Consider the following 13773-nt stretch of genomic DNA (forward strand, 5'->3'; position numbering starts at 1 on the left):
TCCAAGGGGTGGAGGCCGGTCTTGCTATCGTTACGGGTCGGTGCCCTTTGGTTCAATTCATCCGGTACCCCGTGCTTTCTTTGAAATCCCGCGAATAAGCCAAAACTCGTACAACGAAACGGTAAGTATAGGTTAAGCAGCTAGCTGGATTGGCATCGTTTTTGGAGCGTTGTAAGCTTCGCCGCTGCGAGCCATTCCAACTAAGATTCTGGCTAATTTGCCACACAGCTTCATAATGGACCTCATTTTCTTCATCTTCTTTGTCTGTACATTGTATGCATGGATGGCTTTAAACTCCGAATTATTAGCAACTAAACTCATGGTCATCATGAAGATGAAACGTCGGAGACGAGAGCGTCCACGTTTGATAATCTTCATCTGTCCGGTCCATTTACCTGAGCTTGCTTCTGCAAGGTTGAGACCAGCATGACGCAGTAAGGCATTACCGTGAACAAAGCCGCTTAAATCCCCCGCCTCACCTAGAATACCAGCTAACGAAATCGCACTTATCCCTTTGACAGCAAGCATGGATTTCGCAAATGGAATGCGATCCAAAACAGCGATTATCTCCGTTTCTACTGTTTGCAATTGCCGCCAAGCAAGGTCGTACTCATCGAGCAGCTGCTTCAAGTGAAGCTTGTAGGCATGTGTGGCTTGCTTAGAACCCACAGATTTGTAAGCCAATGAGATAAGAGCTCGAGCTTTTCGCTCACCAGAATGCCGTTTCATAATCGATTTCCAACGTTGTAAAACGTCTTGAGGCTGTAATTTACACAATTCTTCGGGCGTTGGGAAAAGACGAAGAGTGGCCAATGAACCGGCACACATGATGTTTTTGAAAACTTGTCGCAGCTCAGGAAAAACAACGTCGACCCAGCGATGAATTTGGTTCTTGGCACTAACGAGTCTCGTAACGACAGAGTCGCGGTTTGAGAGAAAAACACGTAGTTCATCGAATGCTTCTGGTGTGTTGCGAGTGAACGAGTAGTAGCCGTTTTTGACCATATCTGCGATGACCAGGGCATCCTTTTTGTCACTCTTGGATGGCGTATTGTCGCGATTTTCCTTGTTCTTTTTCACGAGATGTGGATTGACTAGAACAACTTCAAACTGACGATTTGAGAGCCACCTGGAGAGGTTAAGCCAGTAGTGTCCGGTAGGCTCCATACCGACAATGGCTGCTGTTAAAGCGTGAGCGGATTGCAGCGACTGGATCCACCGAAGAAGGCTATTAAAACCCTCTTCATCGTTTGAGAAGGATAGGGGATTACCGACCACGATTCCCCGAAAATTAAAGGTTTATCTTGTACTTTTTCTAGTAAACGCACAGCTGTTGACACTACGTTTCCATCCCCTCATAAAACTCATTTAACCAGTCTTGTTTCTCTTCGGAGTTCTCCAACTCGAAAACCGTATGTATCGGCTTCGCGATCGGTGAGCGCGACTTGGCTGATTTGAAGTACTCTTTCTCACGCTTCATATAGCTCTCCTGAAGCTTCTCATGCAAGTCTCGGAACTTCTCCTCATCGTAATAATGTTCATACACGGTTAATGTATCTGGGTCTCGCCATTTCATGTACTCAATTAGCTGCTTCTTCTTGTCTTCGATTTGGGCTGCCGTTTCCGATTGTTCATAAATGCCGCGCAGCATCGAGGTCACAAACCAGTGCCTTGCTTTATGCGGGTTTAGTTTGAGTCCGGAGTTCTTGGTGATCGTGGTCCAATTCGAATAAAACGCTGAGTAAGTGTATGGAGTGCCTCTGGTCGACAAAAATAAAGGTTCGCCGTCAGGCAAGTCGTTGAACTTTACTTGTGTGCTTGCGAATTGACGTCGCTCCGAGTTCACATATTTGATCAGTAATTTCAGTGTCTCCGGAGAAATTCGAATGAACTTAATTCGCCGTTTAAAGCTGCCTTTGTTCGTCGCGGCTAATTCATGCATAGCGATAAGGCAGATCCCAGTCCCCAATGATCTCAGGGACCCATTCTTCATTGATAATTTTAAAGTAGGAATCCGTTTGTTTCCTATAGGAGAGCGGCTCTTCGGTACCGGCTGCCTTGGGCATCCTTGGTCTGTTCCCCCTTTCCCCCGGCTGCTCAGAAACACTTTCTTTGAATTCTAAATCGATTAGTGGATTGGCGTGGGAATACTTCTTTAAGCGGATCATGGTCTTATAAAACCCTTTAATGGCGGACAGGAACAGTTGAACTGTTTTGGAGCTTTTGCTCGTCAAATAAACGCCCTCATGCCCGTCTCTGCCGCGGATCTTACAGTGCATCTGGTCTAACAAATACTGCCTGACTGCCTCCTTAACGGCTTCCGATTCGTCATCCCACCAGACCTTTCTTGCCTTGTAGCGACTTTGGTACTTTAACCAATAAAAGAACGGTTCCAGGACGTTTAAATAAGCGATAACGGAGCTCTCACTGATCCTGTTGACCTGATCGTGATAAAACTCCGTCAGAGGAATGAATGCCTCCTTCGAATCGTCAAATACAATGAGACGGTATTTGCTGCTCACTCCCTCCGGACAGTATACATGGAAAAATGAAGCCATTTCCTTCCCTCCTCCCCACCTTCATCCTCACAAAAAAGCGGACATTTCCGTTCCCTGAAACGGATGTCCACATATGATGTGTAACACTATATGAAAATACAGTAGAATCATAGGCTCGTCAACGAAACTTAACAATTGATATTACATTGTATTTTGTACATATGTCTATAAATCGATTGAATCCCTCAAACGTATTCAGTAGCGTTCCAATGTCGGACGACAAGAACTTCTATACAAAAACGACAAGAACTTCTATACATAAATGCTTTCTCACTTCTGCCGCAGCACTCCTGCTGTTTTGGAAGCTGGTTAAAAATTTCCACTAGTTCCTTTTCAAACTAATCTTTGATATCTCTTTGTAACCAAACCCCAAATCCTGGTCCCTAAAAAAAGAAGAAAATATAAACCAATGAATAATATCAATCCCCTTACCATTTTATACACCTCCAATAACCGATTTAACCATTAAACGTCACGACAAGCAAGCTCCTCACTATCGTACCCGTTAGCCATCCATGCATCTCTTATGCTGCACCACAGAGCATGAAAGTTAATCCGTTCTTTCATGGTAGCTTAAAGGTGGAATGATTATTCCTCACTCCTGCATAAGTTAATTTTTATTCTATTTCTGATTAATACCAGGTTTTTCATATCCCACGACTTTTCCTAAGACATCTTGTTTTAAAAAAGCTCCCGCCGTTTGACTGTCATTGAATCCTCTCCAACGAACATCCGCCAAGATAAAGTACTCGTTTTCTTTCAACGCTACAGCGTTCCATGAATCACTGTTGTCAGAGGTAGAATCATTGCCATAAAACACGTCCAGTTTGTTATCATTAATATAGACTTGGCCCTTTTTAATGCGCACCGTTTCACCAGGGAGCCCCACGACTCTTGCAATATCTGTGTCTTGTTCTTTTTTGTTTTTTGTTTTGAACACTACAATATCCCCGCGGGAAATGTCATGTTGCTCATAGTATTTCAAGTCTACTAACACTTCGTTGCCCATGCCAAAAGGATGTGGGTGACTATAACCAACTTCTGATAACATTCCGTCTGTTCTTACCTTTACCTTCTTTAACGATGGGTCAGGATTCTCAATCACCTTTATTTTATCTACTGTCACGGTGTCAGTGACGGTTTCGGTACAACCGCTCAAAATCAAGGCAATGAATAGCATTAAAAGAACCATTATCTTTCGTCTCAAGATCATCTTCACTCCTTTCTTGCGGCTACGTGTTCTAATTTTGGAATCAATGCTGATTTCCCGTTATTCGGTAGCCCTTGGCGGGTTATTCAACTATCGTTTCCGTTAGAATTCCTGTGGAACGAATAATTTGGAGTTTGAATAAAAAAGAGCGCCCCTGTACGATGGGAGTACACAACGGGTCTACAGCCCTTAAAATCCCACATCAGGAGGTCACTCTACTATGAAGTTTAAGGCACAAGATAAGCAAAATCAACTCATTGAAAACATTACCGCTGGTCACCTTGTCATCGGTGTAGATATCGCGCAGGAGACCCACGTTGCTAGAGCTGTAATTTCCGCGGTATTGCCCTGGGTAATCCATTGGAATTTAGTAATGATGAAGTCGGGTTCCAATCTCTTAATCGCTGGATCCGCGACTTGCTGGCGTCGTACAAGCTAACCAAAATAATTGTCGGTATGGAGCCGACAGGACACTACTGGCTCAGCCTCGCCCATTGGCTTCAGGACAAAGAGATCGAGGCCGTACTCGTTAATCCTCACCTAGTCAAAAAGAATAAAGAAAACCGCGATAATACTCGATCTAAAAGCGACAAAAAGGATGCGCTTGTCATTGCAGACATGGTGAAAAACGGCTATTATTCCCCTGTCCGTTTCCATTCCACAGAATACGAAGAGCTGCGAGTCCTTATGGCAAACAGAGAAACTGTTGTTAAACGGCTTGTTAGTGCTGTGAATCAGATCCACCGCCTAAGTCGACATTGTATTCCCTGAACTTAGACAAGTCTTTAAAATCTTGACTTGCAAAGGTGCATTGACAACTCTTCGGTTGTTTCCTCTCCCCGCCGATCTATGTCAATTAGAGCCTTCTGATGTAATTGCGGGATGGAAAAAGTCCATGAAACGCCATTCAGGTGTGCGTAGGGCTAAGTTGCTCATCGATCTTGCCAAGCGAACCGTTGGTTCTAGGCAGGCAACTCTCGCTTACAAGCTCCATCTTGAGCATCTTCTTGAAGAGTATGATTTAGCAAATACACAGCTTCAGAGAATCGAGGCTGAAGCCAGGGACGTTCTTGGGCGTATTCCCTATGCGAGCAAAATCCTTGCTATTACGGGTGTGAGTGCTACTTCTTTAGCTGGCGTTTTGGGGGAGTCAGGTGATCTCAGCGGTTATGTTCATGGGAATACACTACTCCGTCACGCAGGCCTTAATCTAACCGAGGCCAGCTCAGGGAAATGGAAAGGCCAGATGACGCTCAGTAAACGAGGCCGCCCACGCCTTCGGCACTTCCTCTACCTAATCACGATGTGCATGGTTATGACCAACAAAGAATTTAAGGCTTTGCATAAACATAACGTACAGGTTAAAAAGCTTAAAAAAATGAAATCAATCATGAAATTATGTGGAAAGCTGGCCCGCCTTTTAGTCGGTTTGGCACGTAGTGAGGAAGCTTACAACCCAGGTAAAGTCTTTATACAGGCAGCTTAAAAACAACACTCACGCAAGTTGGTGCATTCGCGGGATTACAAAGAAAGCACGGAGTATCGGGATATGTTACGCAAAAGGGCTCAGACCCGTTCCGTTAGAAAGACCGACCTCCACCCCTTAGATAGGTGTAACGAAGGAATGAAAGGGCTATGACCCGCCCCGACATGGGAGCGATAATCGCTAAGGGAACCGTGGAGAATACGTGCAGCATATGGAACGAATTGGGTGAGGCTACCCCCACCTCTGTTCCCGCACACCTTCTAACGGGTCAAAAATAGCAAGCCCTGGCTCTCTTCATTCATCACCGAATCTAAAAGGGATGAAATCCTGCGAATACACGAGCTTGCGTGAGAAAATCAAATCATATCGAGGGAGCGTAATGGAGACGGCCGACGTTGGAGATAATTATCTATCAGGGCATACATGAAGCCAACAGCTCCGAAGATTAAAATGGAGCTGCTAATATTCAGATCGTATTCCTGAATAAAGTGATCACTGTAAAACTTATGGAATATGAAGATTCCTCCTATTCCCCCCAGTATGGAATACAGTAGCACCCGACCAAGCGCAACGGTCACGATTTTGCTAATAACGATAGATAACGGTATTAAAATAACAGGATAGAATACAGATGCAATAAGAAACATCATCGTGATAAAAATAAAACCTATATTACGAAGACCATAATATTCGCTTGTGGTGATTTTATATCCTTCTATTAGTTCCAAGCCCAATGCAGCAAGGCTGAACAAAATGATAAAAGATATCCATAAAATTAAGTATCTTACTATGTGCAAAATTAACACCACCTATTTGAGCTAATCAGCCTTTTGTGTACCCGTTAGTCAAGAGAAGGCTGGCGATTGGCAGCCTTTATTCTTGTTCGTTGAGCTATCGTTTCCGTAAGTTCAATCAATTTTTTAGAACCAGGTCGACCCTCTCGTTTGGCTTTTCTATATCAATATAAAAGTCTTCTGCTTTCCAATACCTATTTGTAAACTTTTCAAAATTCCTTTGAGTAGCCTGACTTTCTCGTTGAAACCTTATCTCTCTCGGACAATCTAAATAAACCAAATAGTCGAAAAATCCTTTCCATTCTTTGCGTTGAAGAAAAATCCCATCTATAAGAATAATACATGAATCTGAAATGGTTATGTTATGTACGCTATGATTATCCAGTTCAGCGTCGAAAAATGGAAGGTGAATTTCATTGGAAGTTCTCAATTTTTCAAATAAATTTTCTTAAGCCAGTTAACATCCCATTGAAGGTAATAGTATTCGTACCAGCCAATGTTGTTTTCCCTGAACGACTTAAACCGTCAATGCCCACGACATATCGTGGTATGTTTGAACGTGAATTTACAATGGAATTTTGGATTATAATTGAGTTCACATCCATTTTCCCTTCCACCTCCAATATTGCGTAATCCTGCCAGTTACTTCAACGATGAAGAGCAGGTCACTACCACGCCTGCTCCTATTGTAATCATTTCACTATCGTGTCCCGTTAGTGGAATAAAAAAATCACTTTATACAACTGTATTACTTATAATCGTCAGAAAACCGTTCTTTGCAGCGGTATATATTAACAGATCAATGGATTGTCTTGCAGTATCGCTAAACAAATACCACTCATCTTTAGATACGTCATGAATCAAAATCTCTGGGTATCCTGTTAAAAGTTCAGATGGAAAAGAACGAAGTAAAGAATATACATCAAAACGAACTAAGCTGTTCCCTTTTTGGTCTAGAAAATCATATTGTGCATTTTTATAATAAGACCCAAGTGTGTCAATAGTGGGGCTCCAAGAGTAGTTTGCAGGTTCTTCTACCTTTTCACCTTTGTTTTCTACAAAAATATTATAAATTGTTTCGTTATATGCATTTCCATTAATTTGCTGAACTACGCCGCCCATAGTCATATGGTATTCTTGTTGCAATGCTTTTACTTGTACTCCGTCTATGAACAATGGTTCAGTATCGACAATCACTGTAAAGTTGCTGTAATTAACATTGCATCCAAACGTCTCTGCAATAAAACGAAGTGGAACAAATATGCGATTATTTTTCATGTATGGTTTTACATCAAGCAGCATCTTTTCCCCGTTCTTCACCGCTGTACTACTGTTCAGTTTTAAGAATACTTTCATATCGCTTTTAGCGAGAATAACCTCGGAATTGGACCATTCGACGCTAGCCCCCAAATTTTCACTAATAACACGTAAAGGTACCATTGTACGTTTGTTCTTAATTTCGGGCTTCACATCGGATGCAATAGCAACACCGTCAACTTTGATTTGAATTTCTGCTGCATAAGTAGTTGACGATGAAATAAATAGAAAGATTGCAAGAAAAACCCCAAAGAATGCTTTTTTCATAAATTATAGCTCCTTTTTTGGTTAAACTTAGTGCACAGTAACTCTCCACCATATTAAGACGTAACTGGATAAAATTTGTTGCGCTTTCCTGCCAGTTAGTTGAGCGATCAGCTAAGTAACGCAGAAAAAGCGATGGATCCGATCCATCGCCGCGTTCTTGTAACCGTTAGAGCATTAAAAAATTACCATTGGGCTTCAAGATGTAGAATCTTAGATTTCGGGTGAAAGAAAACAAATAAGTGACCACAATCCCCGAAATTAAGAAAATCATAATCACTTAAAGTGGTCTTTATTTCCGAATCGGAATTAATGGTGCAGACAAACTTCATCCTTTCACCAGTTTTCGGACATATAGGAATATTTGGCGCCTGATACCATAGTGGAACGCCGCATAACATCAAATCACTTGTTTCCATAAATCTCTCCATATCAATATGTGAGGTGGATCTGTACCTCTTTTCAAGAAAATGAATTGGATAGGAATAATCAGAATCAGGAAAATCCAATTCATCGGGGAACGGATCAACATCAGACGGTAATTGATAATTAAAAGTATCTGGGTTTAGAATAATCGGTTTATTGGGATCCGAATAATCGAGAAATAAACGACTACCAAATTGATGCAGTGGAAAGGCAATATGCAACTTTGGAAGGTTAAGCCACTGAAAGAAAGGATCTCGTGCATCAAGTGTACCTATAAAATGAAATTGGTTTTTAACATCTTGGGTTTCTGGCAAAATAAACTCCTCGGGTTTTCTCCCGCCAATCACATGTAGGCCTTCAGCATCTTTCTCCAGAAAAAAAATCGCATGATCCTCCCAATCCCTAATGGGTAAATCAAAGCTATCCTGCTGTAGTAGTTCTTCTTCAAACTCACCATCAGCCGTTAAACATCTTTCATACAATTCACAACACTTATTATTTTCAATTGTCAATCTTAGTCCTCTTTGAGCTGTGCAGAAAAAATCAAATGCTTCTTCGTCTACCCCATGCGTGAGAAGGAACGATGTTGCAGATTCATGATCATTGAAATCGACTTCCCAGCCGCCTAAAAACCTGTCTACTTGCTTATTGTGCATGTATTGCACCTCCTACCCATCATCTTTTCCCGAGAGTATTAAAAACACACATTTATAAAAAGTTACTGTATGCACCGCTGTCAATAGAATGGACACATAGAATCGAGAGGATTACGCTGCAGATCGGTACTGACGTTCGTGCTGGTTAGGTGTTTTGTAGCCGATGGATGAATGGATTCGTTTTCCGTTGTAGAAGCATGTAATATACTCAAAAATTGCTTTTTTGGCTTGCGAGCGAGTCTTGAATTTCTCCAAGTAAATGAGTTCTTTCTTTAGCACACTGTGGAAGGATTCGATGCACGCATTGTCATAGCAGTTACCCTTGCGGCTCATACTGCCTTGCATCTGGTATTTATCCAGTCGCGCTTGATAGTCAAGCGAAGCATACTGGCTGCCGCGATCAGAATGATGCAGGACGGGACCGTTAGTTCTCTGAAGGCTATAGGCCCGGTCAAGCGCTTTTAGGACAAGGTCCTTGGTCATGCGATCATCCATGTGGAATCCGACGATCTTTCGGCTGTATAAATCCATAATACTGGCCAGATAAAGCCAGCCCTCGCTTGTCGGGACATAGGTAATATCGGCCACCCATTTACTATTGGGGGCATCTGCAGAAAACTGTCGGTCCAACACATTGTCTTGAACCGGGAGATTGTGCTTGGAGTTGGTCGTTGCTTTGTATTTCTTAACGGTCCGGGATTTCAAGCCCAGTTCCTTCATGATCCGCGCAACCGTCTTTCCTGATACATGAACACCTTGCTGTTCCAGCGACTCCTTGATCTTCCGGCTACCGTACAGACGGCGGGAGTTTAAGAAAACCTGGCGGATGCACTGCTCCAACTTTTTTCGACGTGTACTCCGCTTGGTTTGCTTGTCTTTATTTTTCTGCCATGCATAGTAGCCGCTTCGAGAAACGTCAAATTGAGCACACATCTTTGCGACACGGAGCTTGAAGCGATGATCATGAATGAAGGAATAGATCAGCGCCGGTCTTTTGCAAAGTAGTGCATAGCCTTTTTTAAGATCTCGTTTTCCTCTTCCAGGTCGCGAATACGCTTCTGAAGTTCACGCGCTGCTTTCTCATCGGGCTTTAGATTTCCACTCCCAGGAAAGGCCTGTTTGCCTTCCTGTTTAAATTCTGACATCCAGCGATACAGGGTATTCTCACTGATGCCGAGCTCGCGGGCTACCTGCGCCACCGGCTTCCCTTCCTCTTGGATCATTCGGATCGTTTGTATCTTGAAGTCTCTATCGTATTTTTTCGTCATGTTCGACACCTCGAATGGATTTGATTTTATTCTCGCATTCTCGGTTCTTCGTGTCCACTTTCTAGTCTAGCAACAACTATATCTGGACAAAATTCATAAATTTCTTGTGCAAAAGATTTTAAATCGTTATCGTTTGGTATGACCTTAAAGTGTACTTCAACCCAGTCATAATCTGCCCCGATAATAGTAAAAGGATATTTTTTGTTCCATTCCTTTAGTTTGTCAATTACATCATCGTTTCCTATATCATAATTGTCACCATTTGTTTGTTGAATTTTAAGAATCTCAAACTGGTCATCCCCTTTTATTACACCTACCTTACAAATTTTATTATTTGTGTGCTCGCTAATAAAGACTGAGTATTCTAAAGGTCTAAGTTTAGATTGAAGTTGAATGACTAACTTTTCAGCTTCGTTCTTAGATGTGGAGAAGGAAATCCCTTCAACCTCTATTTCACCTTCATTATATAAATTTCTTACAGTTAAATGCTGATAGTTGTTATTAGATACGTGCTTAACAATATCTAATACGTCATGACTAAATCCCATTTCTTTTGCAATATCATCGCCAAGTACATCTCTTTTTTTCCCGAATCCAAAAATCTTCTTCCAACCCATTTTCGGTTTCCTCACTTAATAGCACCCCAGCATGTATCGTGCCACAAAATCATCCATCTCTAAGCTCCAAGCCTTCATGGGGCTTTTTCGAGTTAATTTGCCCAAGCATTATCCCCTTCGGCTTCACTTTCACGATGCGGTAGGATTCATTTTCATTACGGCCTGCAGATTTGCTTCACCGCGCAGAGCGCGACTTTTCACAGGGCTTCAACCGCCGGATTTCGCCGACGTCTGCCTGCTAGCTACGGGGCGGCTTGGTCCCTACCCCGACTGAACTTTCATCAGTAAGTTGTGCCTAGCTTGGCTAGGCGCGCACTGCCCGTTAGCGGAGTGAAGCTGTCGATTGATCCGCGGCAGCTTCATTGAGCTCTTGTTATCCGATAGTGAATTCTCCTCAGTAAAGTAGTCTATTTATCCGAATCCCTTTTATTTAATAATCTTACTCCAATTAACAAAGGAATTATTAGAAAAATAAAAACTACAGATGGAATTTGTCCAGACCACCCTCCAAAATTCCCATCGATTTCATCCACATTCTGTGACATTTTAGCCAGAGTAAATATTATCGCTGCAGTTAAACATGAAAAGCCCATGAGTAATAACCCCGCTAGTCTATTCATTAAATCACCTCACGCTCTTTCCGTCTCAATTTATTCTTTTACGTTCCAATACTTGGAAAGTTGCGCTATGCTGCCCGTTCAATAAAAAACCAGGGAGCAGCTGCCGCGGCAATCTACTCCCTGTTTATTACGCTATCGTTATCCGTTAGCTTAATCTTCTTCCGATACTACTTGAAATTTGATAAAAGCTCACCCTTGATTATTTAAAGTTTGGATTTGTAACTACTTTTAATTGATCACCTATTTTTTCACAGTCAGGTGAGGACTCTTATCAAGAAGAGGCTGTGCTTCTTTTAAGGCAACTTTTCGTAGTCGATGGCATACCAGGCATTGAATGCCTTATGGCATTCGCCCTTATAAAGCTTTTTATCGGTAAATTTCCGCGCATTCCGTGCTTGTAGGTTGGTAAAAACAATGATTTTTCCAAGCACCCGCGAGCGGTTGACCGTACCACATTGCGGGACAAGCTTGAGATGTTGGCCCCCACGGGTTGAAATACCACAGCGAGTATTTTGAAGGCCATTCTCGCCAGCCTTTTATGGTCTGTTCAGCTAGCCGACGCTCTCGTTCCCGTGACTTCAGATAAAAATCGGGTTCTAATATGGCGTCGAACATGGCATCGTCATTCATATAATGATAAATAACATCATTAATATTGTTGACGTTCTTGAAGTCCGAACACCTGACTACGGCCCGATTAATCACGACAGCGCCAACCGTTAACATACCCTTTTCGCCTTCCGCCTGTGCCTCGCCCCTCATAAGCCGCGCCAACAAATCAACGTCAGACGACCTATACTTAACCCTTGCACCCATGGCAAAACCCCCTTTAACTGGTTAACACACTATATTCACATTTTGGCAAAATGACCGTTGGCGTGCGGGGTGGGTCACATGTGTGCCAGGGTGTCAAAACTTAAAAAAGTAGCCGATCGTTTGGCCGGCTGCCGCTGTGTAATGGTTGAACTCCCTCGGTACGATATTGTTTTCTCACGAATACTCGCTTATTCGCAGGATTTCACCCTTACTAGAAATGTAGAAAGGTAAGAAAGATGACCTCGTAATAGACCTGAGCAACATGAAGGCGTGAGGAAATAGAGGGGGAGGTTGCAACCCCACATTCTTCCATCTACTGCACGCATTCTCCACGCCGCCCCTGGAGGTTTTCACTCCCATGTCTCAACGGGTCTACGCCCTTTCATTCCTTCGTTACACCTGGCCAAGGGGTGGAGGCCGGTCTTGCTATCGTTACGGGTCGGTGCCCTTTGGTTCAATTCATCCGGTACCCCGTGCTTTCTTTGAAATCCCGCGAATAAGCCAAAACTCGTACAACGAAACGGTAAGTATAGGTTAAGCAGCTAGCTGGATTGGCATCGTTTTTGGAGCGTTGTAAGCTTCGCCGCTGCGAGCCATTCCAACTAAGATTCTGGCTAATTTGCCACACAGCTTCATAATGGACCTCATTTTCTTCATCTTCTTTGTCTGTACATTGTATGCATGGATGGCTTTAAACTCCGAATTATTAGCAACTAAACTCATGGTCATCATGAAGATGAAACGTCGGAGACGAGAGCGTCCACGTTTGCTAATCTTCATCTGTCCGGTCCATTTACCTGAGCTTGCTTCTGCAAGGTTGAGACCAGCATGACGCAGTAAGGCATTACCGTGAACAAAGCCGCTTAAATCCCCCGCCTCACCTAGAATACCAGCTAACGAAATCGCACTTATCCCTTTGACAGCAAGCATGGATTTCGCAAATGGAATGCGATCCAAAACAGCGATTATCTCCGTTTCTACTGTTTGCAATTGCCGGCAAGCAAGGTCGTACTCATCGAGCAGCTGCTTCAAGTGAAGCTTGTAGGCATGTGTGGCTTGCTTAGAACCCACAGATTTGTAAGCCAATGAGATAAGAGCTCGAGCTTTTCGCTCACCAGAATGCCGTTTCATAATCGATTTCCAACGTTGTAAAACGTCTTGAGGCTGTAATTTACACAATTCTTCGGGCGTTGGGAAAAGACGAAGAGTGGCCAATGAACCGGCACACAGGATGTTTTTGAAAACTTGTCGCAGCTCAGGAAAAACAACGTCGACCCAGCGATGAATTTGGTTCTTGGCACTAACGAGTCTCGTAACGACAGAGTCGCGGTTTGAGAGAAAAACACGTAGTTCATCGAATGCTTCTGGTGTGTTGCGAGTGAACGAGTAGTAGCCGTTTTTGACCATATCTGCGATGACCAGGGCATCCTTTTTGTCACTCTTGGATGGCGTATTGTCGCGATTTTCCTTGTTCTTTTTCACGAGATGTGGATTGACTAGAACAACTTCAAACTGACGATTTGAGAGCCACCTGGAGAGGTTAAGCCAGTAGTGTCCGGTAGGCTCCATACCGACAATGGCTGCTGTTAAAGCGTGAGCGGATTGCAGCGACTGGATCCACCGAAGAAGGCTATTAAAACCCTCTTCATCGTTTGAGAAGGATAGGGGATTACCGACCACGATTCCCCGAAAATTAACAGCACGTGCGACATGCATTTGCTGGGCGATGTCGATCCCGAGG

The 13773-nt window shown here is 43.1% G+C and carries 10 protein-coding genes and 4 pseudogenes; 1 reads left to right on the plus strand and 13 read right to left on the minus strand.

The features are described from left to right. Positions 1-132 precede the first annotated feature (132 nt). The 4 genes and pseudogenes from KZ483_RS14235 to lepB all read right to left on the minus strand — a co-directional run. A pseudogene (locus KZ483_RS14235) lies at positions 133-1293 on the minus strand (IS110 family transposase); the annotation flags it as partial. Positions 1294-1339: 46 nt separating this feature from the next. Beyond that, positions 1340-1942, minus strand: a complete 603-nt coding sequence (locus tag KZ483_RS28530) for a tyrosine-type recombinase/integrase (protein WP_258881241.1) — start codon at positions 1940-1942, stop codon at positions 1340-1342. After that, positions 1935-2558 (minus strand): hypothetical protein, encoded by a 624-nt coding sequence (locus KZ483_RS28535; RefSeq protein WP_258881242.1) that lies wholly within the window; start codon positions 2556-2558, stop codon positions 1935-1937. Before KZ483_RS28535 ends, KZ483_RS28530 begins: the two co-directional genes overlap by 8 nt. A gap of 622 nt (positions 2559-3180) precedes the next feature. Next, complete coding sequence (lepB, locus tag KZ483_RS14245; RefSeq protein WP_220347976.1) at positions 3181-3765, minus strand: signal peptidase I; 585 nt, start codon at positions 3763-3765, stop codon at positions 3181-3183. Between the two features lie 223 nt (positions 3766-3988). Between lepB and KZ483_RS14250 the strand changes: the two are divergent. Next, positions 3989-5254: pseudogene (locus KZ483_RS14250) on the plus strand (IS110 family transposase). Between the two features lie 356 nt (positions 5255-5610). Here KZ483_RS14250 and KZ483_RS14255 read toward each other — a convergent pair. The 9 genes and pseudogenes from KZ483_RS14255 to KZ483_RS14290 form a co-directional block, all read right to left on the minus strand. Further along, positions 5611-6063, minus strand: a complete 453-nt coding sequence (locus KZ483_RS14255) for a hypothetical protein (RefSeq protein ID WP_220347977.1) — start codon at positions 6061-6063, stop codon at positions 5611-5613. A 103-nt stretch (positions 6064-6166) separates the two neighbouring features. Then, positions 6167-6653 (minus strand): annotated as a pseudogene (locus KZ483_RS28540) (hypothetical protein). A 130-nt stretch (positions 6654-6783) separates the two neighbouring features. Further along, positions 6784-7632: a copper amine oxidase N-terminal domain-containing protein gene (locus tag KZ483_RS14260; RefSeq protein WP_220347978.1), complete on the minus strand. Its 849-nt coding sequence runs from the start codon at positions 7630-7632 to the stop codon at positions 6784-6786. 182 nt (positions 7633-7814) lie between these two features. Further along, the gene (locus KZ483_RS14265) at positions 7815-8711 is read right to left on the minus strand and encodes a hypothetical protein (protein ID WP_220347979.1); all 897 of its coding nucleotides are present in this window, start codon (positions 8709-8711) and stop codon (positions 7815-7817) included. Between the two features lie 111 nt (positions 8712-8822). Then, positions 8823-9979, minus strand: a protein-coding gene (locus KZ483_RS14270; RefSeq protein ID WP_258881243.1) for an IS3 family transposase whose coding sequence is annotated in 2 segments (ribosomal slippage) — positions 8823-9721 and positions 9721-9979 — 1158 coding nt in all. Because the reading frame shifts where the segments join, the coding sequence is not laid out codon by codon here. Between the two features lie 26 nt (positions 9980-10005). Then, positions 10006-10596: a DUF4253 domain-containing protein gene (locus KZ483_RS14275; protein WP_220347981.1), complete on the minus strand. Its 591-nt coding sequence runs from the start codon at positions 10594-10596 to the stop codon at positions 10006-10008. 407 nt (positions 10597-11003) lie between these two features. Beyond that, positions 11004-11216 carry a hypothetical protein gene (locus tag KZ483_RS14280; RefSeq protein WP_220347983.1) on the minus strand — a complete coding sequence of 71 codons (213 nt, stop codon included), beginning with the start codon at positions 11214-11216 and terminating at the stop codon, positions 11004-11006. Positions 11217-11582: 366 nt separating this feature from the next. Continuing rightward, positions 11583-12032, minus strand: a complete 450-nt coding sequence (locus tag KZ483_RS14285) for a cell wall hydrolase (protein ID WP_220347984.1) — start codon at positions 12030-12032, stop codon at positions 11583-11585. Between the two features lie 534 nt (positions 12033-12566). Next, positions 12567-13772: pseudogene (locus KZ483_RS14290) on the minus strand (IS110 family transposase); the annotation flags it as partial. Between the last annotated feature and the right edge of the window lies 1 nt (position 13773).

This window comes from Paenibacillus sp. sptzw28 (assembly GCF_019550795.1).
Classification (GTDB): Bacteria; Bacillota; Bacilli; order Paenibacillales; family Paenibacillaceae; genus Paenibacillus_Z.

Bases quoted from the DNA above. Each gene is read 5' to 3' on its own strand.
- KZ483_RS28535 (WP_258881242.1), bottom strand. From the start codon at position 2,558: ATGGCTTCATTTTTCCATGTATACTGTCCGGAGGGAGTGAGCAGCAAA.
- KZ483_RS14260 (WP_220347978.1), bottom strand. From the start codon at position 7,632: ATGAAAAAAGCATTCTTTGGGGTTTTTCTTGCAATCTTTCTATTTATT.
- KZ483_RS14280 (WP_220347983.1), bottom strand. From the start codon at position 11,216: ATGAATAGACTAGCGGGGTTATTACTCATGGGCTTTTCATGTTTAACT.
- KZ483_RS14285 (WP_220347984.1), bottom strand. From the start codon at position 12,032: ATGGGTGCAAGGGTTAAGTATAGGTCGTCTGACGTTGATTTGTTGGCG.
- KZ483_RS28530 (WP_258881241.1), bottom strand. From the start codon at position 1,942: ATGCATGAATTAGCCGCGACGAACAAAGGCAGCTTTAAACGGCGAATT.
- KZ483_RS14265 (WP_220347979.1), bottom strand. From the start codon at position 8,711: ATGCACAATAAGCAAGTAGACAGGTTTTTAGGCGGCTGGGAAGTCGAT.
- KZ483_RS14275 (WP_220347981.1), bottom strand. From the start codon at position 10,596: ATGGGTTGGAAGAAGATTTTTGGATTCGGGAAAAAAAGAGATGTACTT.